The organism is Pseudomonas sp. B6001 (genome assembly GCF_013386015.1).
GTDB lineage: Bacteria > Pseudomonadota > Gammaproteobacteria > Pseudomonadales > Pseudomonadaceae > Aquipseudomonas.
Genome location: NZ_JACAOX010000005.1, coordinates 89,616 through 115,262 on the forward strand (window position 1 = coordinate 89,616; position 25,647 = coordinate 115,262).

25 protein-coding genes are annotated in these 25,647 nt (G+C 61.5%); 10 read left to right on the forward strand and 15 right to left on the reverse strand.

All coding sequences use genetic code 11. From position 1 onward, the window contains the following. Window positions 1–72: 72 nt before the first annotated feature. Window positions 73–873 carry an isocitrate lyase/phosphoenolpyruvate mutase family protein gene (locus tag HX821_RS08505; RefSeq protein WP_177035596.1) on the reverse strand — a complete coding sequence of 267 codons (801 nt, stop codon included), beginning with the start codon at window positions 871–873 and terminating at the stop codon, window positions 73–75. Window positions 874–1,047: 174 nt separating this feature from the next. Here HX821_RS08505 and HX821_RS08510 point away from each other — a divergent pair, with 174 nt between their 5' ends. Beyond that, window positions 1,048–1,401 carry a DUF1428 domain-containing protein gene (locus tag HX821_RS08510; RefSeq protein WP_177035597.1) on the forward strand — a complete coding sequence of 118 codons (354 nt, stop codon included), beginning with the start codon at window positions 1,048–1,050 and terminating at the stop codon, window positions 1,399–1,401. Window positions 1,402–1,613: 212 nt separating this feature from the next. Further along, a complete protein-coding gene (locus tag HX821_RS08515) occupies window positions 1,614–2,243 on the forward strand; it encodes a lytic polysaccharide monooxygenase auxiliary activity family 9 protein (protein ID WP_177035598.1) in 630 nt (209 codons plus the stop codon). Window positions 2,244–2,312: 69 nt separating this feature from the next. Here HX821_RS08515 and HX821_RS08520 read toward each other — a convergent pair whose 3' ends face one another. The 5 genes from HX821_RS08520 to HX821_RS08540 form a co-directional block, all read right to left on the reverse strand. After that, complete coding sequence (locus HX821_RS08520; RefSeq protein ID WP_134326713.1) at window positions 2,313–2,867, reverse strand: UPF0149 family protein; 555 nt, start codon at window positions 2,865–2,867, stop codon at window positions 2,313–2,315. Between the two features lie 87 nt (window positions 2,868–2,954). Beyond that, window positions 2,955–4,208, reverse strand: coding sequence for a chloride channel protein (locus HX821_RS08525; RefSeq protein ID WP_003215260.1), 1,254 nt, complete (start codon window positions 4,206–4,208; stop codon window positions 2,955–2,957). Window positions 4,209–4,322: 114 nt separating this feature from the next. Then, window positions 4,323–5,006: an anti-sigma factor domain-containing protein gene (locus HX821_RS08530; RefSeq protein ID WP_177035599.1), complete on the reverse strand. Its 684-nt coding sequence runs from the start codon at window positions 5,004–5,006 to the stop codon at window positions 4,323–4,325. Beyond that, complete coding sequence (locus HX821_RS08535; protein ID WP_008430807.1) at window positions 5,003–5,530, reverse strand: sigma-70 family RNA polymerase sigma factor; 528 nt, start codon at window positions 5,528–5,530, stop codon at window positions 5,003–5,005. The genes HX821_RS08530 and HX821_RS08535 overlap by 4 nt, the downstream gene beginning before the upstream one ends. Window positions 5,531–5,600: 70 nt before the next feature. Next, a complete protein-coding gene (locus tag HX821_RS08540; RefSeq protein WP_177035600.1) occupies window positions 5,601–6,122 on the reverse strand; it encodes a DUF3455 domain-containing protein in 522 nt (173 codons plus the stop codon). Between the two features lie 137 nt (window positions 6,123–6,259). Between HX821_RS08540 and HX821_RS08545 the strand changes: the two genes are divergently transcribed. Next, window positions 6,260–7,039: a class I SAM-dependent methyltransferase gene (locus HX821_RS08545; RefSeq protein ID WP_087692698.1), complete on the forward strand. Its 780-nt coding sequence runs from the start codon at window positions 6,260–6,262 to the stop codon at window positions 7,037–7,039. Window positions 7,040–7,121: 82 nt separating this feature from the next. Then, window positions 7,122–7,907, forward strand: coding sequence for a sulfite exporter TauE/SafE family protein (locus HX821_RS08550; RefSeq protein ID WP_008430805.1), 786 nt, complete (start codon window positions 7,122–7,124; stop codon window positions 7,905–7,907). Here HX821_RS08550 and HX821_RS08555 read toward each other — a convergent pair. Next, entirely contained in the window at window positions 7,904–9,139 is a 1,236-nt protein-coding gene (locus HX821_RS08555; protein ID WP_177035601.1) for an acyl-CoA dehydrogenase family protein, read from the reverse strand. The genes HX821_RS08550 and HX821_RS08555 overlap by 4 nt on opposite strands. 263 nt (window positions 9,140–9,402) lie before the next feature. Between HX821_RS08555 and sfnG the strand changes: the two genes are divergently transcribed. Next, a complete protein-coding gene (gene sfnG, locus HX821_RS08560; protein ID WP_087692696.1) occupies window positions 9,403–10,494 on the forward strand; it encodes a dimethylsulfone monooxygenase SfnG in 1,092 nt (363 codons plus the stop codon). Here sfnG and HX821_RS08565 read toward each other — a convergent pair. Further along, a complete protein-coding gene (locus tag HX821_RS08565) occupies window positions 10,478–11,578 on the reverse strand; it encodes a GNAT family N-acetyltransferase/peptidase C39 family protein (RefSeq protein ID WP_003215276.1) in 1,101 nt (366 codons plus the stop codon). The two genes, sfnG and HX821_RS08565, sit on opposite strands and share 17 nt — an antisense overlap. 94 nt (window positions 11,579–11,672) lie before the next feature. Here HX821_RS08565 and HX821_RS08570 point away from each other — a divergent pair, with 94 nt between their 5' ends. Further along, window positions 11,673–13,259, forward strand: coding sequence for a RimK family protein (locus tag HX821_RS08570; protein ID WP_218168033.1), 1,587 nt, complete (start codon window positions 11,673–11,675; stop codon window positions 13,257–13,259). 6 nt (window positions 13,260–13,265) lie between these two features. Further along, window positions 13,266–14,207: a magnesium transporter CorA family protein gene (locus HX821_RS08575; RefSeq protein ID WP_177035602.1), complete on the forward strand. Its 942-nt coding sequence runs from the start codon at window positions 13,266–13,268 to the stop codon at window positions 14,205–14,207. Between the two features lie 135 nt (window positions 14,208–14,342). On the opposite strand, the gene map is transcribed toward HX821_RS08575, so the two are convergent. Next, on the reverse strand, window positions 14,343–15,098 hold the full coding sequence (map, locus tag HX821_RS08580) for a type I methionyl aminopeptidase (RefSeq protein WP_177035603.1): 756 nt from the start codon (window positions 15,096–15,098) through the stop codon (window positions 14,343–14,345). Then, window positions 15,095–15,298, reverse strand: a complete 204-nt coding sequence (locus tag HX821_RS08585) for a ParD-like family protein (RefSeq protein ID WP_003215288.1) — start codon at window positions 15,296–15,298, stop codon at window positions 15,095–15,097. Before HX821_RS08585 ends, map begins: the two co-directional genes overlap by 4 nt. Before the next feature lie 258 nt (window positions 15,299–15,556). Between HX821_RS08585 and ilvA the strand changes: the two genes are divergently transcribed. Together ilvA and HX821_RS08595 are read left to right on the forward strand one after the other, a co-directional pair. Continuing rightward, on the forward strand, window positions 15,557–16,576 hold the full coding sequence (ilvA, locus tag HX821_RS08590; protein ID WP_177035604.1) for a threonine ammonia-lyase, biosynthetic: 1,020 nt from the start codon (window positions 15,557–15,559) through the stop codon (window positions 16,574–16,576). Between the two features lie 505 nt (window positions 16,577–17,081). Beyond that, window positions 17,082–17,357, forward strand: coding sequence for a DUF1652 domain-containing protein (locus tag HX821_RS08595; RefSeq protein ID WP_003215295.1), 276 nt, complete (start codon window positions 17,082–17,084; stop codon window positions 17,355–17,357). 162 nt (window positions 17,358–17,519) lie between these two features. Here the strand turns inward: HX821_RS08595 and HX821_RS08600 are convergent, their stop codons facing one another. After that, a complete protein-coding gene (locus HX821_RS08600; RefSeq protein ID WP_177035605.1) occupies window positions 17,520–17,780 on the reverse strand; it encodes a DUF2790 domain-containing protein in 261 nt (86 codons plus the stop codon). A gap of 278 nt (window positions 17,781–18,058) precedes the next feature. On the opposite strand from HX821_RS08600, the gene aqpZ reads away from it, so the two are divergent. Beyond that, entirely contained in the window at window positions 18,059–18,751 is a 693-nt protein-coding gene (aqpZ, locus tag HX821_RS08605) for an aquaporin Z (RefSeq protein ID WP_177035606.1), read from the forward strand. Between the two features lie 2 nt (window positions 18,752–18,753). On the opposite strand, the gene HX821_RS08610 is transcribed toward aqpZ, so the two are convergent. The 4 genes from HX821_RS08610 to HX821_RS08625 all read right to left on the reverse strand — a co-directional run bounded on the left by HX821_RS08610 (window position 18,754) and on the right by HX821_RS08625 (window position 25,640). After that, the gene (locus HX821_RS08610) at window positions 18,754–21,420 is read right to left on the reverse strand and encodes an autotransporter outer membrane beta-barrel domain-containing protein (RefSeq protein WP_177035607.1); all 2,667 of its coding nucleotides are present in this window, start codon (window positions 21,418–21,420) and stop codon (window positions 18,754–18,756) included. Window positions 21,421–21,578: 158 nt separating this feature from the next. Next, the gene (locus tag HX821_RS08615; protein WP_177035608.1) at window positions 21,579–22,517 is read right to left on the reverse strand and encodes a carbohydrate kinase; all 939 of its coding nucleotides are present in this window, start codon (window positions 22,515–22,517) and stop codon (window positions 21,579–21,581) included. Window positions 22,518–22,529: 12 nt separating this feature from the next. Beyond that, a complete protein-coding gene (xylB, locus tag HX821_RS08620; RefSeq protein WP_003215305.1) occupies window positions 22,530–24,011 on the reverse strand; it encodes a xylulokinase in 1,482 nt (493 codons plus the stop codon). Window positions 24,012–24,158: 147 nt separating this feature from the next. After that, entirely contained in the window at window positions 24,159–25,640 is a 1,482-nt protein-coding gene (locus tag HX821_RS08625; RefSeq protein ID WP_008436132.1) for a mannitol dehydrogenase family protein, read from the reverse strand. Between the last annotated feature and the right edge of the window lie 7 nt (window positions 25,641–25,647).

Consider the following 25,647-nt stretch of genomic DNA (forward strand, 5'->3'; position numbering starts at 1 on the left):
GGCGTTTGGCGGACACGAATAATCGGCCAAACACGCTACCGTTGTCGAGCGGGGATCGTTGAGAGTCGCGGGTTATGGCGCCATGCGGCCATTCATGTCGCCATAGGTGAACGCCTTGAGCGCGTGCGTATCCAGTTGCCCGCTACGCAGGAAACCTTCGGCCAGGCTGTGCATGGCGCCATACAGGAATTCGGCGATGCTCGAGCCGGCCGTGAGGCGGCGTACGCCCAAGGCTTGCAGTGTCTCGGGCGCAGGCAGGCCGGCCCAGGCCAGCACGTTGACCGGCAAGTTGGTCGCCTGGCAGAGCTGACGGATTTCGTGTTCCAGATGGATGCCGGCGGCAAACAGCCCGTTGGCGCCTGCGCCCTGGTACAACGCGGCGCGCTTGAGGAGTTCTTCAAGGCGCTGTGGCTCCGGGGCCAATCCTTTCAAATACACGTCGCTGCGGGCATTGATAAACAGCTTCACGCCACAGTTGTCCGCCACACGACGGGCGACTTCGATCTTGCGGGCCAGCAGTTCAGGCGTGCCGGCACCGTCCTCGATGTTAATCCCGACGGCACCGGCGTCGATCACCGCCTTGATCACCCGGCCCACGTGCTCTGGGTCGTCGGAATAACCGGCCTCGATGTCCACGCTCAGCGGCACATCGATGACGCGGGCGATGGACTGCACGGTGCTCACCAGCAACGGCAGAGGCAGTTGATTGCCGTCCTTGTAGCCATGGGTCCAGGCGACTGCGGCGCTGCTGGTGGCGACGGCCTGGCTGCCCAGTTGTGCCACCAGGCGCGCACCGCCGGCATCGGCAACGTTGGGCAGGATCAGCAATTGGGCGTGGTGCAGGGCGTGGAAGGCGGTGGCGTGGGCGGTCATGGCGGGTCAATCCTTTGAGTGGGCTTTGTTGTTGAAGGCGCCTGTCATATCAAGAATCGGCCCGGCATCGCAATCGATAACACACCACTGGTCGACATTTCCCACGTTGATGTCGATTGAGCGCCTGATTGATCGACTACAGGCAGAACAACCCGTCGAATCAGGAGAGTGATCATGTCTTACGTAGATGGCTGTGTGATCGCAGTGCCCACCGCAAACCGCGAACAATTCACCCGGCATGCCAAGGCCGCCGCCGTGGTGTTCAAGGAACATGGTGCGCTGAATATCATCGAGTGCTGGGGCGATGACGTGCCCCAGGGGCAGGTGACCTCGTTTCCCATGGCGGTCAAGCTCAAGGAGGATGAAACCGTGGTGTTTTCCTGGATCGTCTGGCCGTCGCGGCAGGTGCGTGACGCCGGGATGAGCAAGGTGATGGAAGACCCGCGCCTGAAGGCAGACGTCAATCCGATGCCGTTTGATGGGCAACGGATGATCTATGGCGGATTTGAGATGATCCTCAACACCTGAGGCCAGGCGTTCATGGACGGCGGCTGTAGTCCGATCGCCTGTCGCAGGGTAGGACCGACGATAACTCTGGTGCAAGACCAGTGCGAAAATTCTGCAAAACAAGGACTTGACGCGATTTGTCTGACAGAAACGTCGGGTAGACAACCCGGCGAGGTGGGATAAGTTCAAGGCGCTTCCCATGAGGGGAAGTCTTCAATCAAGGAGTGACTGAAATGAACAAACCCCAGACTCAACTCAGGCATGGTCGCGTCGTGACACCCGCCAGTCGTGGCTCGGTGGCGGTAGAGCGTGGCCTGCTGGAAAACTGGCAAGTCAACGAAATGGAAGGCGGCAAGAACTTCCCGGCCCTCAACGCCGGGCCGTTTCCGGCGCCTTATGAAACCGACGATCAAAGCGTCACCCCGCCCGCCGACGGGCACATCCTCAGCGGCGGCAAGACCGATGCCCGCGACTGTGTGAACTTCACCGACGAAGAAATGGCTAAAAAGCTCAACACTCCGTTTAACTGGCCGTTGTTGAATGTTGAAGCCGGCCAGGTATTCAAGGTGCAGTGGGCTTACACCGCCGCGCACGTGACCCGTGGCTATCGCTGGTTGATCACCAAGGACGGTTGGGACCCCAGGCAGCGCATCAGCCGCGCTCAACTGGAGCCCAAACCGTTCTTCGAGGACTTCTATACCCAGGTGCCGTATTACCAGCACTCGGCTGAACTGAAGGCCAAGGTTGAACATCAGGTGACATTGCCCAAGGGCAAGAAGGGCCGGCATGTGCTGGTGTTGATGTGGATCGTGGCCAACACCGGCAATGCGTTCTATCAGGCGTTTGACGTCGATTTCAACTAGCGGCAACTGAACCCGGAGGCAAAACAAAATGTGGCGAGGGAGCAAGCTCCCTCGCCACAGGTGTTGCGTTCAGCGCTGGGCCAACCAGTAGTCGTGCAACGCACGGGCGGCCGGTTCGATAGCGGCTACCCGTTGCTGATGGGCATTTACATCCAGGTCTGCCGGCAGTTCAAAGTTGTCCTGCTCGGCGCACCAGGAAATCTTTTCCAGTTGCCCGGCCTGTTCGGCAGGCAGCTCTGGCCAGTTGCCGATAGCGGCGCCACGGATATAACCAAAGCACCATTCTTCCGCCAGGGTCAGTGGCTGGTCCTGATGCTCGGTTTCCTCGAAACGTGCCTTGAAACCCTGGGCGTCGGTCGCCAGTTGCGTGGCAATGGCGTTCATATGGCGCACGCACAGTTCAAGGAACTGGCCAGCTTCTTCCGGGCTTTCCCAATCCGGGTTCTGCCCACCAAAGATACCGGGGAACCATTCGGCAACCTCCACCTGCGCGGGGCTTGAAACCAGGGCGGTGAAGTAACCGTCGAGCTCGGCCAGGTTCAGCACCGAATGGTCGTCGCCGTACTTGAGCAGGGTGTCGTCGATGAACTCGAAATCGGCGGGGGCGAGGGGGTGGTCGTGCATGGGCATATCCTTTGTGCGTGGAACGCCGCTGATGGGGCGGCTTAAAGCGCGGAGGATGGCGCGTGTCGGGGTTTTAATCCAGCTTCTTCAACGCTTTTCCCACAGGACGCACAGCTTGCTCATGCACATCGAACCTGCAACCGCGAGAATGATCGGCACCAGGAAGTCATGGTCGATGCGGGTGAATTCCGCCACCAGCACGATTGCCGTCAACGGCATGCTCATGCTCGATGCCAGGAACGCCGCCGCACCGATGATCGCGAAAGCCCCCAGCGGCACGCCGGGCCACAGCAGGCTCCAGGCGCCGCCGAGGATGATCGCGAGCAGGGCGCCGTTGGCCAGCGCCGGGGTCAGCAAACCGCCTTCGGCACCGGCGCGCAGGCTGCTCGCAGTGATCAGTACCTTGACCACCAGCAGCACCGCGGCGAGGCCGATGGTCAGCTCATTGTCAAAGCCCAGTTGCGCCGGGCCCTTGCCGTTGCCGAGGATCTGCGGCAGGAAAATCGCCAGGCCCCCGATGATCGTGAAGTTGATCAACGACAGTACCGGCAACCGCCAGCCACGGGCGGCGTTGCTGCGGGCCGCGCCGGTCAGCCGGGTGAATCCGTAGGCGGCCAGGCCAAACACCGGCCCGCAGGCCAGCGCCCAGGCGATCAAGCCAGGGCTGAGCACAAAGTGCGGCACCACGTATTGCGCCTCTGCGCCCAAGCCAATCCAGGCCACCGACGCGCCGATGGCCGAGGTGGCCAACGCAATCACTGCCGCCGGCCAACTGAACACACCCACCAACACTTCGAGCACAAACACCGCGCCGCCCAACGGCACGTTGTACACCGCCGCCAGCCCGGCGCCCGCACCGCAGGCGACGATCAGCCGGTGCATGTCCGGCGCCAGTCGCGCCCGTTGTGACAACCAGGTGGCGGCCAGCGCGCCGACTTCCCGTGGCGCCACTTCACGGCCCAATGGCGAGCCGAGGGCCACAGTGATGATTTGCAGCACGGCGTGGGCGAGGGTGGTCTTGGGCGGCATGATCGGTGCCTGGGCGGAGACCGCTTGCTTGATGCTCACCAACGGGCGGCCATAGCGGTAGATCAACCACCAACCCACACCGGCCACCAGGCCACAGGTGATCAGCACCAGCACCCGGCGTTCGGGCGCGGCGGCGGTGACGCCGAGCAAAAAGGTTTCATGGCTGATCAGGCTGTCGAGGCTGTAGCCGTAGGCCAGATGCTGGATGCCGTGCAGCAGCAAGGCGAGGAGCATGCCGCCCAGGCCGGCGCCGATGCCGGTGAAGATGACGACAAGTGCGAGAATCAGCAGCGAACGGGTTTTTGAGGGCATGAAGGGTCCAGGGAGCCGGGTTTCCGAGCCCGATTCTATAGAGCAATGGTGACGCCATAGCCCCGAGATGTAATGCACATGCGCGAACTGGCCTTCCACAACATTGCATTACGTTCAGATTACTTTAACGGCCCGGCCAATTGCCTGAATCGGACCTGTCGGCTTGCCGGTTTTCGACCCGCCGGGATTTTCCAGGGTCAGTTCAAACAGCTGGTTCGGCGCCAGTGGCGGGAGTTTGTCCAGGGGCACAGATAACGTCTGTCCAGGCTTGACCAAGCCCAGTGACACCGGGCCTTGCCAGTCTTCGCCCTTGGTCCAGAACTGCAGCGTCTTGTCTGCCGGTACTTCCATGATGCCCAGGGGAATCAGCTGGATTTCCTGGGTATTGCTCGCCTGGATCACCCAGCCCGGCGCCTGGTTTTGCGGGGCTACCAGCACCACCACATACTCGGTCGGGTTGATGGCGGCCGTACGGGTCAACAGCAGTGTCGCCAATACCAGGCTCGCCGCGATGCCGGCGCCGGCCAGTCCGCGCCACAACGCCAGCCTGTTCCACCATGAGACCGGCGAGTCCCGGGTGGCTGAATGCCCCAGGCTGCGCTCGATGCGTCGCCATAAATACACCGAAGGCGTTGCCGGGGCGGCCTGTCCAGTCAGTGGCAGCAGGCGCTGTTCCCAGGCGTCCACTGCCGCACGCAAGTCGGCATCGGTGGCCAGGCGCTGTTCCACCTCGGTGCGTTGCTCGGTGGGCAAGGTGCCCAGCACATATTCGCTGGCCAGTTCGTCGATGCTGTTCATGCCATGCACTCACGCAATGCCGCGAGGCTGCGTTTGATCCACGCTTTCACGGTACCCAGCGGGGTGCCGAGTTTGTGCGCGATTTCGCTGTGGGAATAACCGTCTACATACGCATGCAGGATGCAGTTGCGGCGGGCCGGGTCGAGTTGTTCGAGGCAGCTGTAGATCCGCCCCGAGTGCGCCTGATAGTCGAAGGTATCAGCGCGCTCTGCGCTTTCATGCTCTTCGCTGAGGGGCACTTCGCGTCCATTGCTGCGCACGGCATTTAGCGCCAGGTGCCGGGTCACGCTGTATACCCAGCCGCGGGCCGAGCCTCTGTGCGGGTCAAAACTGGCCGCGCCGTTCCAGATCTTGATGAAGGCGTCATGCACGATATCTTCGGCCACCGCCTTGTCACGCACGATGCGCAACGCGACCCCCAGCAGCCGGCTGCTTTCCTGTTGATACAGCCGGCGCAAGGCCGGTTGTTCGCCACGGGCGCAGGCCAGCAGGCAGGCTTGATAGTCAAAATCGGCTTCAGGCAAAGACAGGTTTCCAGGTGGAGGCCCCGGCGGTGAGCCCGGGGCGCTTTCGCAGCAGCGTAGACGAATCTGGTCAGTTGGCCGCCCAGAAGATGTAGTCGGCCTGGTATTTGACCACTTCCTGCTTGCCCTTGTTGGCCGCCGTGCATTCCGTGCCTGGCGCCACGCCGCCCTTGAGGGCCACCCGCTGGATATACGCGACGCCACTCATCGCGCCCTTGCCTTCGGCGGGGTTGGCCTTGACCAGTTGATAAGGCAGGTTGCCAGGGCTGGACGGCGCCACGGCCAACTGGGTGCCGGTGACTTTCGAACCATCCTTGGCCTGCCAGGTGGCCGGCGGGCCGAAGTAGATACCGACCTGCTGGCCGCTGCGGTCATTGAGCACCGCCTTGGGCCCGACGAAAAACCATTCGGTCTGGCCGGCAGCATTGGCCTTGTCCCGGCATTCGTAGGTGATTTCGCCGACTCCGGTGGTTTCCATGGTCACCTTGTGGCCGTCCGGCACCTTGATGCTGTCGGGTAAACCGGTCTGGGCAAAGGCAGTCGGTGCAGCGGCGAACAGGCAGGTCACGCAGAACAGGGCTTTGGCGTTCATCGGTGTCTCTCCATAAGGGCAGCAAGGCGCTGCTACCTGTACTACCCACGGCACGCGCAAACGGATGCAGCGATTAGAAAATAAATCTTCAAGGGCGCACACTGTGGGCCCCCGCACTACCAGAGGAGAGATTGACGATGACCGGTGTTCACAAGTCTGCTCAACAGGGTTTCTCTACTCAGGCCGTCACTTACGCCCAAGGCCGGCCGGACTATCCACGGCAACTCACGGGTTGGCTCACCGACGCCCTGCAGATCAATCCCCACTCCACGGTCATCGACCTGGGCGCCGGCACCGGCAAGTTCACCCGCTTGCTCAGCACCGTGGCGCCGACGTTGATCGCAGTGGAGCCGGTGGAGGCAATGGGGGCGCAGTTGCACAAACTGCTGCCCCAGGTGCGCCTGCTGTCGGGCACCGCTGAAGCCATCCCCCTGGAGGCGGCCACCGCTGATGCCCTGGTGTGTGCCCAGGCGTTCCATTGGTTTTCCACGGAAGCGGCCCTGGCGGAAATTCACCGGGTGCTCAAGCCGGACGGTCGCCTTGGGTTGATCTGGAATGTGCGGGATGAGTCGGTGGACTGGGTCGCGGCCATCACCGAAATCATCACGCCCTACGAGGGCGACACACCGCGCTTTCATACCGGACGTTGGCGCGAGGCCTTTACCGGCGAGTATTTTTCCGCCCCCGAAATGACCTGCTTCCCCTACAGCCATGTCGGCAGCCCCCAGGAAGTGATCATGGACCGCTTCCTTTCCGTGAGCTTTATCGCCGCATTGCCACCGGCAGAAAAGGCGCAGGTCACTGAGCAGTTGCAGTCGCTGATCAACACGCATCCGGCCTTGCGCGGCCGTGAGACGGTTGCGTTTCCGTACCAGACCCAGGCTTATCGCAGCCAGCGGCTGACCAGAAAGGCATAAAGTCAGATCGTTTTGATATAAGTAGTTATAAGAAAAATCGCTATGCTGCGGCCAGAATTTTATAAGGCCGCAGGTAGTGGTAATGGATGTAGGTAATTTTGGTTTCTCGATTGCTGGCCTGATTGTTGGATTTATCGTGGGAATGACCGGTGTAGGCGGGGGCTCGTTGATGACGCCGATCCTGCTCTGGTTCGGCATCAACCCGGCCACCGCCGTGGGCACCGACCTGTTGTACGCCGCCATCACCAAGTCCGGCGGGGTGCTGGTCCACAGCAAGAATCGCAACATCGACTGGACCATCACCGGCTGGCTGACCCTGGGCAGCGTGCCCGCCGTGTTGCTGACCTTGTGGTTTCTCAAGAGCCTGGACACCGACCCCGCCGCCTTGAACGCGGTGATCAAGCAGTCTCTGGGCGTGGTCTTGCTGCTGACGGCCACGGCGATCCTGTTCAAGAACAAGCTGTTGGCCTTTGCCCAGCGGCATGCCGGCGACGACTACAAGATGGCGCCGCGCAACCTCAATGCGCTGACCATCATCACCGGCGCTGTCCTCGGCACCATGGTGGCCCTGACCTCCATCGGCGCCGGTGCCCTGGGCACGGTGGCGCTGTTTATCCTGTACCCGTTCCTGGCCACCAAGCGCCTGGTGGGTACCGAAATCGCCCACGCCGTGCCGCTGACCCTGGTCGCCGGCCTCGGCCACGCCAGCATGGGCAACATGGACTGGACCCTGCTGGGCTTCCTGTTGCTGGGCTCGCTGCCGGGGATTTATGTCGGCAGCCACATGGCCGGCAAGGTCCCGGACGGGATATTGCGTCCTTGCCTGGCGTTCATGCTGGTGATGATCGGCTTCAAGCTGGCGTTTTAACGCGCCGGCCCATTGCCGATCTGCCACACGAACGGCGGCTCGGTGCGGTTGATCACCCAGTCGCCGACAATCCGCGCCTTGTAGATCACCGGGTTGTGGGACGACACGGTGCGGGCGTTGCGCCAGTGCCGGTCGAGGGCTTTGCCCTGGCGCACATCCGAAGCCCCCAGTGCGTTGAACAGTTCAGTGGTGGCGCGCTGGATCAGTTCCGAGACCACCACCTGCGCCGTGGCTGATTCGATTTCGGCGGCCACATTGGCTTCGTGCTCCACGGCATCGTCCCCACCGAACCGCGCCACATAAGCCCGCTGCGCTGGAACTGCGGCTTTCAATGCGCTGGCTTCGGCGGCGTATACCAGTGCTGCAACTTCACCCACCACCTGCTGAATCTGCGAGTCCTGGCTCACATGGGCGGCATTGCCATGGCTGTAGATCCGTTTGCGGCTGCGCACCTGATGCGCCACATCCTTGAGGGCCGCGCGGCCGATGCCGGCGAGGGTGGCGAGCAGCACCAACTGATAGAACGCAGTCTGATATTTGAAGCGCGTGGCAAAGTCGATGACGTTTTCCGCCTCCACCACCGCATCGGTAAAACGCGAGGTGCCGCTGCCGGTGGTGCGTTGGCCAAAGCCGTCCCAGTCATCGCTTTGCACCACGCCGGGCTGGCGGGTGCGGGTGGCGGCAATCACATCGCCGCCGGTGTCGCTGCGTTGGGCGTAGACGTCGATCCAGTCGGAAAACAGGCTGCCGGTGCTGTAGAACTTTTCACCGTTGAGTTTCCATTTGTCGCCGTCGGGGCTGACTTTAGTGACGACATTGCCGATGGCCACGCTGCCGATTTCGGTCCAGGCGCAGCCCACGATGTCACCGTCGACAAAGCGTTTGAACCAGAGGTCTCGCGCCGCGCCGGGGGCGGCATTCAGGCGGTCTTCGGCAAACGCGAAGTGCCCGCGCAGGGCCTGGGGCACGTTGGAGTCGGCTTCGGCCAGTTCGATCAGCAGTTCGAATAGCTGGGGCAGGGAGGCGCCGCCACCGCCGTATTCCACCGGGACGCGCACGGCGCCAAAGCCGGCTTGCTTGAGCCATTGGATCGGCTCGTAGGGCAGGGCGCGGGTTTGTTCGCGCTCTACGGCACCCTCGGCGATGCGCTGGAAAATCGGCCGGAAGCGTTCGGCCAGGGCGTGATAATCGACGCCGGTGGACAGTGGATTGATCACGTGATGTTCGGTCATGGGGACGGTTCCTGGGCAGTGAGATAGGTGAGCTATTGCACGGTCCATGCCGGGCGCGAAGGCACGTATTTACGGGACGGGTGACGATTCAACTGTTGTTCCTGCAACAGCAAAACGACAAACCGCTGCAATCCATGACATCTCGGAACAGGCTGCTTTTCGCCTGTTTCCGCGCTCGAAGGCCGGTAGTGCGGGCTTCTCACGCCCACTGGCACAGTTGCTGCTCCACACCTCGTACATGCCAATCCGCGAGGTACAGTCCAATGAGTCAGCAAGCCGTCAAATTTGCCTACTGGGTGCCCAACGTCAGCGGGGGGCTGGTGGTCAGCAAGATCGAACAGCGCACCCACTGGGGCATCGACTACAACCGCAAGCTGGCGCAGTTGGCTGAAGAAGCCGGCTTTGAATACGCCCTGACACAGATTCGTTTCACCGCCGGTTATGGCGCCGAATACCAGCATGAGTCGGTCGCGTTCAGCCACGCGTTGCTGGCGGCCACCACCAAGCTCAAGGTGATCGCGGCAATCCTGCCAGGCCCCTGGCAACCTGCGCTGGCGGCCAAGCAACTGGCAACCATCGACCAACTCACCAACGGCCGCGTTGCCGTCAATATCGTCAGCGGCTGGTTCAAGGGCGAGTTCCAGGCCATCGGCGAACACTGGCTGGAGCATGACGAGCGTTATCGCCGTTCCGAGGAATTCATTCGCGCCCTGAAAGGCATCTGGACCCAGGACAACTTCACCTTCCGGGGTGATTTCTACCGCTTCGACAACTACAGCCTCAAGCCCAAGCCACTGGGCGAGCCCCACCCGGAAATCTTCCAGGGTGGCAGTTCGCGGGCCGCGCGGGACATGGCGGCACGGGTATCGGACTGGTACTTCACCAACGGCAATACCCCGGAAGGCATCAAGGCCCAGGTCGATGACATTCGCGCCAAGGCGGCGGCCAATAACCATTCGGTGAAAGTCGGTGTGAATGCGTTTGTGATCGCTCGCGACACCGAGGAAGAAGCCCGCGCGGTGCTCGCGCAAATCATCGAACAGGCCGACCCGGAAGCCGTCAACGCGTTTGGCGATGCGGCGAAACAGGCGGGCAAGGCGTCACCGGAAGGTGAGGGCAACTGGGCCAAGTCGACCTTCGAGGATCTGGTGCAATACAACGACGGCTTCAAGACCAACCTGATCGGCACCCCGCAGCAGATTGCCGAGCGCATCGTCGCCTTGAAGGCGGTCGGCGTGGACCTGGTACTGGCCGGCTTCCTGCACTTTCAGGAAGAAGTGGAATACTTCGGCAAGCGTGTATTACCGCTGGTGCGCGAACTGGAAGCCAAGGCCGGGATCAAGCAAGTCGCCTGAACACCACCACCGCTGCCCGCAATTTGTTATTGCCGAACCGGCACATTCGCTCGAACTCCCCATGGCTGACCGGCAGATGCTGGCAGTCCATGGGCTGGCGGTGCTGGCTGTGATCCACGTCCGGGTCGTGCAGGTACACGAAGTCTTCGTCGCAGTCGGTGACGATTACCCAGTGGGGCGACTTGGAGCGGGTCAGGCGGTAGCTGCTGATCAACACCAGCGGCTGGCCGCCTTCGCGCAGCACCTGGGGTAAATCCAGCGGGCCGCCGAGCACTTGCTCAACGTCGCTCAAGGCCAACTCTTCCTCGAAGGCGTCATGCACCAAACGCATGACGTCTTTTTTATGCTGATCACGTACCCCGTCGAGAAACAACGGCCCGCTGACATTGACCTGCATGCGCACCCGAAAGCCCCGGCGCCAGGCGGCCAGCGCCAAACCCTGGGGGCTGCAGCCGCCATGGCCGGCGGTCATGAACACGGTGGTTGCCTCGCGCCAGATCTGCAGTTCTTCCCGGCGCTGGGCCACCCGCGCAGGTTCCAGGGCACCCATGGCCATCAGCAGGCTGGCGGCGCCGCAGGTGAAGTCGGTGGTTTGCTGGTAGTAGGGCACGCTCAAGGCGCGCGCGTCCTGGTGCTGGAGGATGCGTTTCTCCAGGCGCAGGGCCGGGGCGTGGTCTTCGTAGTAGTCGTTGACCAGGGCAAAGCGCCGGTAGCCGTTGCGCTCATACAGGGCGATGGCGCCGGGGTTGTCGGTACGCACTTCCAGGCGCAGGTAGGCGCAGTCATGCTCCACCGCACAGGCTTCGATGCGCGTCAGCAGTTGTTTGCCCAGGCCCAGGCCCCGGGAAGACTCGGCGATGGCGATGGAGTACAGGCGCGCCAGCGAGGTGCCACGGTGGAACAACACCAGGGCGTAGCCCAGCAATTCGCCGTGTTTTTCTGCCACCAGCAGTTGCCCGTGGGCGCGACTGACCATCCACTGGAAGCTGCGGGTGGAGAGCCGGTCCGTGGTGAAACAGTGCTGTTCCAATGCCACCAATGCAGGCACGTCATCGGGTGTTGCAACGCGAAAGGAAAGAGCCATGTGACCGCCGTAAAAGTTGCGTAACGAAACGGGACTTCTCTAAAAGATCGTGCTTAATAGAAAAGGTCTAGTTCTCTAAAGCGGATCAATCAATATGTCAGCGGTACAAGGTCATTGGCGTGAAGTATCCGAGCAAACAGTGGCGGCGACAATAACTTCCAACGGTTATTTTTCCAGCCCTCCCAAGAGTGCAAGTCAAGTCGTGATCATTGTCGAGCGCAAGGAAGACTGGGCCTCGTACTTCCCCAGCGAAGACATCGTCACCGCCCAGGAATACCTTGAGCAAACCCGGGAAAACGAGACGGGCAAGCGCGTGCAGGTGATCAACCTGTGCCGCAGCTACAAGTACCTGGGGCACGGCTATTACTGCTCGCTGCTGGCCGAGGCGCGGGGGCACAAGGTGATTCCGTCGGTGCGCACCATCAGCGAACTGACGAAAAAGTCGCTGTACGGCCTGGCCCTGGATGACCTCGATAAAACCCTCGATAAAGCCTTGACTCATCATCTCTACAGCAACACCGAAGGCTTTACCCTGACACTTTACTTTGGCCGGACCAATATTGAACCCTTGCAGGATCTGGCCCGCCAATTGTTTGAAGCGTTTCCCTGCCCGATCCTGTTAGTTGAGTTTCGCAAGAATAACGGCTGGCACATCGAAGGCATCAAGTCTGGCGTATTGCACAAGTTGCGTGATGACCAGGAAGACCAATTCGCGAATGCCCTGGACAACTTCAGCCGCAAGATCTGGCGTCAACCGCGCTCCCGCCGTCTGGCCCGCTATGACCTGGCGATCCTGCACGACCCGCAGGAACAACTGCCGCCGTCCAACGCCCGCGCCCTGGAAAATTTCGTCCGGGTCGGCAAGGGGCTCGGCATCGACGTGGAACTGATCGAACGCAAGGACTACGCGCGCCTGGCCGAATACGACGCCCTGCTGATCCGCGAGACCACCAGTGTCGACAACCACACCTACCGCTTCGCGAAAAAGGCCGAAAGCGAAGGGTTGGTGGTGATGGACGACCCGGCCTCGATCCTGCGCTGTACCAACAAGGTCTACCTCACGGACCTGCTGAAAAGCCATCAGCTGGGCATGCCCGCCACCGAAATTCTCTACAAGGAGCGACCCGAAGATTTCGAAAGGGTGGGTGAGCGCCTCGGCTTCCCGCTGGTGCTGAAGATCCCCGACGGGTGTTTCTCCCGCGGCGTGATCAAGGTCGAAAGCCAGCAAGCGCTGCTGACCGCCACCGCCGAACTGTTCGAGCATTCCGTGTTGCTGCTGGCCCAGGAATTTTTCTACACCGAGTACGACTGGCGCATCGGCGTCCTCAACCGCAAACCGATCTTTGCCTGCCAGTACTTCATGTCCAAGGGGCATTGGCAGATCTACAACCACAAGGCCATCGGCCAGGACATCAACGGCGAGTGCCGCACCCTGGCGGTTCACGAAGCCCCCAAGGCGGTGGTGGAACTGGCGGTAAAAACCGCCAACCTGATCGGCGACGGCCTGTACGGCGTCGACCTCAAGCAGTCCGGCGACAAGGTGGTGGTGATCGAGGTCAACGACAACCCCAACATGGACGCCGGCATCGAAGATGCCTACCTGCAAGACGACTTGTATTCCCTGGTACTGGAAGAGTTCGTGCGACGCCTGGAGTTGAAGCGTCAAGGCCAGGTGTGGTGACGCGCGATGATCCAGCGCTTTGAATTAACCGATGGCAAGTTGTACAACAGCCTGGGGGACGGCGGGGATGTCTTGCTGTTCAGCAATCCTGACCCCCACGAGCGCAAGTACCTGCGCGACTGCTACAAGCTCGATGAACATGCCCTGGCTTCGGCGCTGGACCCGGACGAAGTGTCGCGCATCGAGTTCCACCCCGATAACCTGTTCCTGATCTGGAAGCGCCCGGAGAACTATTCGGGCGGCGGCAACCTGGTGTTTGAAGTATCGTCCTGCGGCCTGCTGTTTTCCGGGGAACAACTCCTGGTGATCGCCACCGACGACAGCCAGCTCTCCGGGCTGGGTGCGCGCCGGCCATTGCGCACGCCGCTGGATGTGTTGCTGGACTTGTTGCTCAACAACATCCATCACTACCTGGGCCACCTCAAGGTGATCAAGATGGTCGCCCGGGAACTGCAGCAGCAGTTCAATGCATCGATGAGCAATCGCCACCTGATGCAGATGTTCAACCTCAGCGAAAGCCTGATCTATTACATCAACGCCCTGCACAGCAACGGCGCGGTGCTGACGCGCCTGCGCAACCATGGGGAAAAGGAACATTTCAGCGCTGAAACACTGGGCCTGATCGATGACCTGATTATCGAGAACAACCAGTGCTACAAGCAGGCGGAGATTTACTCCAACGTGTTCTCCGGGCTGATCGACGCCCGGGGCAACCTGATGAACAACAGCATGAACAACCTGCTGCGCAAGCTGACGCTGATCAACGTGGTGTTCCTGCCGTTGAACCTGATCGCCAGCGTGGGCGGGATGTCGGAGTTCAGCATGATGACGGCGGGCACGCCGTGGTGGATTTCGTACCCGTTGTTCATGGCCGCGATGGGACTCGGGGCGGGGTTGATGGTGCTGGGGTTGAAGCGGATTGCGGGGAGTGGTGACAAGGCAGTATGACTAAAATCCTGAATATCACTGAGGTCTAAATGTGGGAGCGGGCTTGCTCGCGAAAGCGGTGGATCAGTCACTGTAGATGGCGACTGTCACACCGCTTTCGCGAGCAAGCCCGCTCCCACAGGGGATGTGCGCCATTCAGACGTCCGGCTGCAACGTCAGCACCTCAAACCCATCCCGCGTCACCGCCACCGTATGTTCCCACTGCGCCGACAAGCTGTTGTCCCGCGTCACCACCGTCCAGCCATCCTTCAAGCTGCGCACCTTGGCGCTGCCCTGGTTGAGCATCGGCTCAATGGTAAACACCATGCCTTCACGCAGTTCGAGCCCGGTACCGGGGCGGCCGAAGTGCAGGACCTGCGGGTCCTCGTGCATCTCGCTGCCAATGCCATGCCCGCAATATTCACGCACCACGCTGTAGCCGTTGCTCTGGGCATGGTTCTGGATGGCGTAGCCGATATCCCCCAGGCGTGCGCCGGGCTTGACCTGGCGGATGCCGGCCCACATCGCTTCAAAGGTCATTTCCACCAGGCGCCGGGCCTTGGGCGAGACATTGCCGATCATGTACATCTTGCTGGAGTCGGCGATATAGCCGCCTTTCTCCAGGGTGATGTCGATGTTGACGATGTCGCCGTCCTTGAGCACGGCCTTGGCGCTTGGCATGCCATGGCACACCACCTCGTTGATCGAGGTATTGATGCAGAAGGGGTAGTCGTACTGGCCCAGGCTCGCCGGTCGTGATTGCAGGTCATTGCGGATGAAGGCTTCCACCGCGCTGTCGATCTCCAGGGTCGACTGGCCGGCGGCGACAAAACCGTCGAGCATGGTAAACACCTGGGCCAACAGACGGCCGGATTCGCGCATCACGGCAAGTTGTTCGGTGGTCTTGATCATTCGCTGCGCCCCCGGATCAGGTCGGGCTTGTCCAGCAACAGTTTGTTGATCAGATCGTTATAGGCCAGGTGGGGATTGAGTTCGGCGAGCAGGCCGATCTTGATCCAGAACTCGGCCTGGGCGTTGATGGAACGGTCCATGGTGGCGCTGGCCAGACGGAGTTGTTCGTGCAATTGGTCGGTGATCTTGACGATGCCCATGAGCTTCACTGTGCAGAGTTGATATACAAATCGTATACGTTTCGTATGCTCTACGTAAAGCCTGGCGTTTCGCCATTGACTTGCCCGGTGGCGCCGGTTAATTTTGATTCATGACATTTCAAACCTTTCGTTGCCAGCCAAGCATTATTACCGCCATTCCTCATTTGGCGGGATAGCGCTCGGCTGTACCCAAACCCGCCCTAGAGGCGGGTTTTGTTTTTCCGTCTCCAGGGCCCTGCAAACACCCAGGAGACATCCATGAGTACCCGCCCCGCGAGCCAGCCCCAGGATTCGGGATTGCTTGAGCACTACGTGAAGAAGATCCTGGCCGCCCCGGTCTACGACCTGGCGGTGCGTACGCCGTTGCAGGTGGCGCCGGCGCTGTCGGCATTGCTGGGCAATCAGATCCTGCTCAAGCGCGAAGACCTGCAACCGACCTTTTCCTTCAAGATTCGAGGCGCCTACAACAAACTGATGCAGCTCAGTGCCGAGCAAAAGGCGCGGGGCGTGATCACTGCTTCTGCGGGTAATCATGCCCAGGGCGTGGCATTGGCGGCGCGGGAGTTGGGGATCAAGGCGACGATTGTCATGCCGTGCAGCACCCCGGAGCTAAAGGTGTTGGGCGTGCGCTCCCGAGGCGGCGAGGCGGTGTTGCATGGGGCCAGCTTTCCGTTTGCCCTGGCCCACGCGTTGCAACTGGCCGAGGCTACCGGCAGCACCTTTGTCTCGCCATTCGACGACCCGGACGTGATTGCCGGGCAGGGCACCGTGGGCATGGAAGTGCTGCGCCAACAGCAGGGCCCGCTGGACGCGATCTTTGTCCCCGTGGGCGGCGGCGGATTGATCGCCGGTATCGCGGCCTACGTCAAATACCTGCGCCCCGAAGTGCGCATCGTCGGCGTCGAGCCCGAAGGCTCCAGTTGCCTGCTGGCAGCCTTGCGCGCAGGGAGCCGGGTGGTGCTGCCAAGTGTCGACAGCTTTGCCGACGGGACTGCCGTGGCCCAGATAGGCGCCCATGGTTTTGAAATCTGCCGACACCACGTGGATGAGGTGATCACCGTCAGCAATGACGAACTGTGCAGCGCCATCAAGCTGATCTACGACGATACGCGATCAATTACCGAACCTTCGGGGGCGCTGGCGGTGGCGGGTATCCGCAAGCATGTCGCGAAGACCGGGATCCAGGGACAAACATGGGTGGCGATCAACTCGGGGGCCAATATTAACTTTGATAGTTTGCGACATGTTGCCGAACGAGTGGCGGCTCAAGCAGATTAAACGTTTAATCTAATGAAAATTTAATGTTAGTCGCAACCACCCGTTTGGAGGGTGTTTATTTTCGCTGTAAATAGTTTCGGGAAGGCGCTTGTTTTTACAGTCTTTCAATTTGCATGACGCCAACCGGTGCTTATTGCAGGATGCATGAGTCGGTGGCCGGTATTTCGTTCGAATATGCCGATTTTCCTGGGCCTTGGCAGGCCATGCCCGACGGCATGTTTAATGCTTCATAAGATCCTGTTACAACTCTGAATGAGCAACAAATACCGCTGCTGATCCCCCAAACGAACGGGTTAATGGCGGTCTGCCACGTAACTTATATAAGTAACGTTGTCGCTTATGAGGAAAGGATCCAACGCAACTCTGAACGGCCTAGTAGGCTGGGTACGTGAAGCCGTCTGCCAGGGCTGGCAAGGCGCAAAAAGGTGAACGTCTCATCACGGTCGCCAGCAATAAGAATATTGATAACAATCGATTGGCAATCTCATAAAAGGAGAGGTCGGCCATGCTTTCGGATCTGGAACTACGCGGCATCATTGAAGGAAGTTTTCTGCCCAAGCGCTGTGAAGTCACCAAGGCGTCGGACGCCTCGCTGACGGTCAAGGTCTATCACGAGATCGATCATGACCGGGTCGACCTGGTGGTCACCGGCATTTGCGCCAACAAGCTCGACAGCAGTCGGGCGATCTGCAACTTGATTACCGAGTTGCGTGAAGACCTCAAGCATACCCACACCCAGGCCCCGGCCCTCAAACGAGCCGGCGCGCGTCCTTTCTATTAAACGGACGGTTGAGCTTCAGTCAGTGAAGACTTGCGGGCCTGGATAAATGCCAGGCCCAACGCCGTTTCCGTGATCCTTTTGGCCGTGAAGCGGCCGGCAAGGGGAACGCCTGGCGACCGCAGGAGCGAGCTCGCTCACCCCTGCAACGGCGCTGCAATCACATCAGTTCTGGAAATCACACGCCTCGGACATTTTGCGATAACCCACGTCCTGGACTTTCCCTTGGCTGTCCACGAACTTGATATCGGCATTGATCACTTTGCAGACATTGGTGTCGGGTTCGTGCATGGCAAGTACCTTCTGCACATCCATCTTCTCGCCGTAGTGGTAAGGCGTGATGACGGGTGCGGTGTCAGCCTGCGCCATCCCCGTTACAGTCGTCAGGGCCAGTGCAGCGCCGAGCATTAACGTACGCAGTTTCATGGTGTTTCTCCGCAAGTCGTTCGCAGGCTCAACAACGTGATGAGCCGCGGCCGCCCTGGGCAACGGCTGGAGCCGTGCGAGTGCGGTCGATTCAACTGTCGTCCCGTGGGATTAACCATCGATTAAGTGAGGCTTTACTGACAAAAGCTTCATCTTCAGCACCGTCGATATCTCGCGCGCTTTAACCGGAAAAGTCTGATACGAGCCGGTTAACCCCGCTTGCTACCGTCGCCGCCGGGTCCATCAATCGGATGGCGTTGGCATTGGGTGGAGTTGGTTTGCAAAAGAAAATCGCAGCAGAATTTCTTGGGACGTTCTGGTTGACCTTCGGCGGGTGCGGCAGCGCGATACTGGCCGCGGCGTTTCCGGAGCTTGGGATCGGCTTTGCCGGTGTCGCCCTGGCCTTTGGCTTGACGGTGCTGACTATGGCGTACGCGGTGGGCGGTATTTCCGGTGCGCACTTCAACCCGGCGGTGACTATCGGCTTGTGGGTGGGACGCCGGATGCCGGGGGGGGACGTGGTGCCGTACATCATTGCCCAGGTGGCTGGTGCGATTGTCGCCGCCGCCGTGTTGGCGCTGATCGCCAGTGGCCGCCCGGGGTTTGAAGTGGGTGCTTTCGCCGCCAACGGCTATGGCCAGTTGAGCCCCGGGCAGTACAGCCTGCTGGCCGCGTTGGTGGTAGAGGCGGTGGCGACGTTCTTTTTTGTGTTCATCATCATGCGTGTCACCGGCCCGGGTGCGGCGGTCGGGTTTGCGCCGATTGCCATTGGCCTGACCCTGACGCTGATCCACCTGGTGGCCATCCCCGTCACCAACACCTCGGTCAACCCGGCGCGCAGCACCGGGCCGGCATTGTTTGCCGGCGGGGAATACCTGATGCAGTTGTGGCTATTCTGGGCGGCACCGATAGCGGGTGCGGTGGTGGGCGCCATCGTTGCCCGCGCGGTTACCTGCCCCCGGGAGGCGTAAGCCTACCAGCTCATGCGTACCCCGGCGTTACCGCTGAAACCCTCCAGCGTGTTGCTGTCCAGTTGGGTGTTGTAGTCCGCCGCCAGGTACACGCTGACGGTGGACGACAACTTGGCGACAACGCCCACACCGAGGTCGGCAGTGGATGACTTGTGATCGGTTTTAATCCGGTCCACGTCGTCGTAGGTCACCGTGTCACTGCCACCGAAGGTGCGCCAGGCGTTGGCTCGCACATACGGTTCGATCGGGGTGTTCTGCACCAGGTAACGCCCCTTCAGGCGTGCGCCGAGGCGGCCGGTCCAGTAGTCCTGGGAGTCGAATGAAACCTTGGAGATGCCGTCATTCTGGTGGTCCATGTCAATCTGCTGGTTGATCACCTGCACCTGGGGTTCCACCACCCAGTGTTCGGAGACGGTAATCGGGTAGCCGGCTTCCGCCGAGAGGGCCAGGGCGTGGCCCTTGTTGTCGATCTTCACGTCACGGTCGGACTTGCTGTCACCGTCGAAGCGCGTGCCCATGGCCACCAGGTCAACGTACCAGCCCTTGGGATCGGTGAGGGTCCAGTAGGCGCCGAAGTTATCGCCATCCAGCTTGACCCGCCCGGAGCGGTTGTCCTGGAAGCCCATTGAAAAGCCCTTGATGTCACCTTGCAGGCGGCTTTGGCCGATGAACAGGCCGAAACGCTGGAGCTGTCCGCCGCTGGTCTCGGAGGCGTAGAGGTCATGGCCCACTTGATAGCCCTTGATGGAACCGTCGAAGCTCGGCGATACCGTACCCGACCAGCTCTTGTTGAAGTCACTGCCATAGGCACGGCCCCAGCCCGCCGGAACCGGTCCGGTCTCGCTGAGCAGGCTTTGTTCGCCCTGGCGGTCGTGGAAGGTGCCCAGGGCTTGCAGGGTCATCAACTGCGCGGCCGGGACGACCACTGAGTACACCGGCACCTCCAGGCGATACAACGGAATCGGCTCGGCCCCGGCGATGGCGGCAGGCAACACCGGGTTGCTCGCTGCCGACTCCGGCGAGGTGGCAGCCGCGACCTGGCTGGGCGGTGGAGCAGGGGGCTCGACCGGGGCGACGGGTTGCGAGGTCGGTGGCTCCACGGGTGGTTCATCCGGCGCGACCACGGGGGGCACCGGCGGGATCGGCGGCACGGGAACCGCCACCGGTGGCGTCGGCGGGACAGGTGGCACCACCGGTGGCTGCACGGCGACCACCGACGAACGCAAGTACCAGTTATTTTCCGTGCCGGCGGTGACACCCCCTTTGAACAGCAGATACTCATAAGCTCCGGCGGATACCGAGCCTTTCAGGGCAAACGCATCGGTGCTGCTGGTGGCGCCGTTGAGGGCTTGCACCACTTCGATCCCGCTGTTTTGCGTGAGACCGCCCAGGCCGCCGAGATTGCTCACGGTCATTTGTGTGTGCCCGCTGATGGTCCCGTCAGACACTACCAGTTTGTCGGTGGCCGAGTTCTCGTCGCCCAGCACGGTTTGCAACCAAAGCTGCCCATTGTTGCCGACGTAGTTGCCGTACACCGTCAACGTATCGGTGGCGCTGTTGCTGCGGCTGGTCATGTCGATGGTGCCGGCATTATTCAGGGTGGCCAGTGCGCCTGCGGTGTAGGGGCGGATACTGCCTTGCGTCACGCCCAGGGTGCTGCTGCCATCGATGTTGAAGGTGCCGGTATTGCTGGCACTGTCGCCGAGGAAAAAGTCGCCGGCCAGGTCGAAACGCGAGTTGTTGTTGAGGTTGACCGTTTCCCAGCCGATATAGCGGGCGGCTGTGCTGGAAGTGGTGTTGTCGAAGGTCAGTTGGTCGTTGCCCAGGCCGCCGTCAATCGAAGGCGTCGTGCCGAGCAGGTTTTCGTCGAGGCCGCTGAGCAGTGCGGTGTCGTCGCCATCGCCCATCAGCACCGCGGACCTGATCTGGCCGCCATTGAGCCAGTTGAGTGTGTCGTTGCCGACACTGGCGCGGATCTCGCCGTTGATCACGCCGCCACTGACGGTAATGCTGTCGTTGCCGCCACTGGTGCTGATATTGCCGCCGATGCTGCCGCCGGAGACGATGATGGTATCCGTGCCGAAACCGGTCACCAGGTTGCCGAGGATCGACCCGCCGGACATGTCGTAGATGTTGTTGTCGAGCTTCATGTCGACCCGGCCGATGGTGCCTGCGGTTTGCCGGGCCACGTCGCCATCCTCGAAGGCGCCGACGATGGTGCCGCCGGTCATCAGGAACGTGTCGCGGCCATCGCCCTGGGCCAGGGACTGGATCTGCCCGCCGCTCATCACGAAATCATCGATGCCGTTGCCCTGGGAAACCGCACCGGTCACGGTGCCGGCGCTGATCTGGAAGCGATCGGCACCGTCGCCCTGGGTGATACTCCCGACAATGCGCCCGGAATTGATGTCGACAAAATCAGTGCCGGCGCCGAAAGTGATATTGCCGTTGATGGTGCCCGTGCCGCCTGCGGGCAGGGTCAGGGTGTTATTGCCGGCAAGGTCCGTAAGCCCAGTCGGACTGCTCCCGCTGTCGCAGGTGTAGGCATCGTTGCCAGGACCCGGGGTGAGCACGCAAGCCGCCAGGGCTTGTTGGGGGGCCAGGTAATGCAGTGAGAGGATGCCGACAGCCAACACAGCGCGAGGCTGAAAAGTCCGTTTATTGCGCATGGATCTGCCCTGTTTTTGTTATAAAAACTGCACATGTTTCTTGGGTCTAGTACAGTTTTTTACACAATGCAGGATTTTCGGACAGATAACCGCAGGGCTGTAAGCCACGTGATACGTGGCTTACATAGTGGCATATTGATTTTTTTGCCACGTATTTGTCAGTCCAACTGACGACGATAGGGCAGGTCCGGACCGGTCTTGCTGCAGGTGAGTGCCGCGGCGCGGATAGCGAAGGTGAGCATGCTGCTGATCTGCTCCCGGGTCAGCTGTTGCAGGCCCTCCATCGAGTCCAGTTGCTGCTCGGTCAGCCAGGCAATCAACGCGGCCTGGAAGGTATCGCCAGCCCCAACCGTGTCCGCCATGACCACCTTGACCGCCGGGGCCGACCAGCTACCGTGCTGGCGGCTGAACACCGTCGCGCCGTCGCCGCCGCGGGTCAGGAACACCAGTTGGCAACGGTGCTGCAACCAGCCCTGCAGGACGCTTTCCGGTGTTTGGCCGGGGTAGAGCAGGTGCAGGTCTTCGTCACTGACCTTGATCAGGTCGGCATGCTTGACCAGCTCGGCCACGCGGGCGCGCCACAGCTCGATGTTCGGCTCCGGGTTCAGGCGTACGTTGGGGTCGAGGCTGATCAGGCGCTTGCCGCTTTCCCGGCGTACCAGGGCCAGCAACGTGTCGGCAATCGGCTGCACCACCAGTGAGAACGAGCCGATGTGTACGCCACGCACTTCGTCGCCCAACGCCGGTAGATGCTCAAGTTGCAACTGGCGGTCGGCGCAACCTTCACCGCGAAAGCTGTATTGCGGTGAGCCATTGGCGCCCACGGCGACCATTGCCAGGGTGGTGGGCGCTGAGAATTCCACGAGGTAATCCTCGCCCACGCCTTCGTCCTTGAGCACCTGCAACAGGCGTCGGCCCAGGTAGTCGTCGGAGATCCCGGCGAAAAAGCCCGCGTCGATTCCCAGTCGACGCAAGCCTACCGCGACGTTGAACGGCGAGCCGCCGGCAATCGCCTTGTAATTGACCCTGGATGCCTTGCCGCTGGCATCGTCCTCGCTGAAAAAATCAAACAGCGCTTCGCCACATACCAAATACATATTCGTTCGCTCTTAAAGGGATGCCACGTGCTGTTGATAACGCTCATAAGCCTGCTGGTAGGCGCTGACGCTGCCGGCATCCGGCAGTGTGCGGCTGGCTGCGTCGACGCTCACGCAGCGCTGGCACAACTGTGCCAGGCTTTCACCGGACTGGCACCACGCGGCCTGGATTGCCGCGCCCAGGGCCGCTGCTTCGCTTTGTTCGGTGCAGACCACTTCGGTGTTCATGATATCCGCGACCATCTGCCGCCACACCGGGCTTTTCGAGCCGCCGCCGATCAGGCGGATGCTCTGGCTCTGCAGGCCGGTCTGGCGCAGCAGGTCCAGGCCATAGCGCAAGCCGAAGGTGGTGCCTTCGACCACGGCGCGGCACAGGTTGGCGCGGGTCAGATTGGTCATGGTCAGGCCGTGCAGGCTGCCGGTGGCGTGGGGCAGGGCGGGCACCCGCTCGCCATTGAGGAACGGCAGCATGCTCACGCCGTCGGCGCCGATCGGTGCCTGGGCCACCAACCCGTTGAACGCCGCCAGATCCAGGTCGAACAGCTCGCGGATGACCCCGGTGGCGTTGGTCAGGTTCATGGTGCAGATCAACGGCAGCCAGCCGCCGCTGGATGAACAGAAAGTCGCCACCGACGCCTGCGGGCTGACATTGGCCTGATCGGCAAAGGCATACACGGTACCGGATGAACCCAGGCTCATGGTGATCACGCCGGGGGCGATATTGCCGGTGCCGATGGCGCCCATCATGTTGTCGCCGCCGCCGCTGGACACCCGCGCATTCGGGTTGATGCCCAGGCGCTCGGCGATGGCTGGCAGGATGGTGCCCACTGGCTGGTTGGCCTCGATCAACTCGGGCAGCGCAGCTTCCAGGCGCCCGTCGGGATCGATGTGGCGCAACAGTGCCAGGTCCCATTCACGGGTGCGCACGTTGAAATAACCGGTGCCGGAGGCATCGCCGTATTCGGCGCAGGCGCGGCCGGTGAGCCAGTAGTTGAGGTAGTCGTGGGGCAGCAGGATATGCGCGATGCGCGCGAACACCTCCGGGTGCTGTTCGCGGGTCCACAGCAGCTTGGACACGGTGTAGCCCGGCGCGATGGCCACGCCGAGGCGTTCCAGGGAGCCGCTTTCACCGCCCAGGTGTTGCAGCAGGCGATCATTTTCCGGCGCGGTTTCGGTGTCGCACCACAGTTTGGCCGGGCGCAGCACCTGGCCTTGGTCATCCAGCAATACCAGGCCGTGTTGCTGGCCGGAAACGCCGATGGCGAGGATGTCCTGGCCGTCAACCCCGGCCTGTTGCAAGGCGCGGTGAGTGGCTTCGGTAAACGCGTCCAGCCACTCCTGGGTGTGCTGTTCGCGGCGGCCGTTGGCACCGCTGATCAGCGTGTGGCTGGCGGCGCCCAGGCCCAGGACTTTGCCGCTGCTGGCGTCCAGCACGATGGCCTTGGTGCCCTGGGTGCCGCAGTCGATGCCGAGGTAGAGGTTTTGCTGGGTCATGGTAGGTCGCTCAGCACATTGTTATGGAGAACTCGGTCAATGTGGGAGCGGGCTTGCTCGCGAATAGGGTGTGTCAGTTAATGCAAATACTGACTGATCCACCGCTTTCGCGAGCAAGCCCGCTCCCACATTTTTGATTCGGTTCCGTCAGTTGAGATTGGCGAGCAGCCGCTCCAGCGTTTTGCTCACACCCACATCCTGCAGGCTCTCGAAACACCGCTCAAACGCTGCCACAAACTCGGGCGAGTTGGGAATAGCCGTACCAAAAATCTCTTCCACCCCCAGCAGTCGCTTGCTGATCAACGCATCTTCCGTCACCAGCCCCTGGCAAAACTCGGCGCGGGGATCCGGAATGCGGTAGATCACCCCATTTTCATCCACGCCTTTCAAGTACAGCGCCCACGCGGCCACCACCAGTGCGGCACGCTCGGTCTCGCGCCCGTCGGCAATCAGGCGATTGATGGTGGGTACGGTGAACTTGGGAAACTTCGACGAGCCGTCGGAGCACACACGCTCCAGCTGATCGGCGATCGCCTGGTTGGAAAAGCGGTCCACCAGGGTCTGCTTGTATTCGGTCAGGTCGATCCCCGGCACCGGTGCCAGGTTGGGCGTCACGTCCAGGTCCATGTAGGCGCGCATGTAGGCCACGAACAACGGGTCGTTCATGGTCTCGTGGACGAAGCGATAGCCCTTCAGGAAGCCCAGGTACGTCAATGCCAGGTGGCTGCCGTTGAGCAGGCCGATCTTCATCTCTTCATACGGTGTCACGTCGTCGGTGAACTGCACGCCTACGGTTTCCCACGCGGGGCGGCCGTTGACGAACTTGTCTTCCAGCACCCATTGCACAAACGGCTCGCAGACCACCGGCCAGGCGTCGTCGATGCCGTGATCGTCATGCAGTTGCAGGCGGTGCGCGGTGCTGGTCATTGGCGTGATGCGGTCGACCATCGCATTCGGGAAGCTCACGTTGGCCTTGATCCACTCGTGCAGGTCGGCGTCATGCAGCGCGGCGAAGGCCAGCAACGCCTTGCGAGTCACGGCGCCGTTGTGGGGCAGGTTATCGCAGGACATCACGGTAAATGCCGGCACCCCGGCGGCCCGGCGCTGGGTCAACGCCGCGCAGATAAACCCGAACACGGTTTTCGGCGAGCCCGGGTTGGCCAGGTCATGCTGGATCTGCGGCAGGTGGGCCATGAACTCGCCGTTGCTGTCGTCGATGCAGTAGCCGCCTTCGGTGATGGTCAGCGAGACGATGCGAATCTGCGGGCTGGCCAGCTTGTCGATCAACGCCTGGGCGCCGTCTTCGGCCAGCAGCATGTCGCTGATGGAGCCGATCACGCGCACTTCGGTATCGTCGGTGTCGCCCAGTTCATACAGGGTGAACAGGTAGTCCTGGCCGGCCAGGTCGTCCCGGGCCTTGCGGTCTTCAGCCCGCAGGCCCACGCCGCAAATGCTCCAGTCCAGGCCCACGCCGGTATTCATCAAGGCATCGGTGTAATACGCCTGGTGGGCTCGGTGAAACCCGCCAACGCCGATGTGCGCGATGCCCTGGCTGGTATTGGCAATCGCATAGGCCGGCAGTTGCACTTCGGGCGCCAGTTGCGTGAGGTTTTGCTTGTTCAGTTTCATCGGGAAA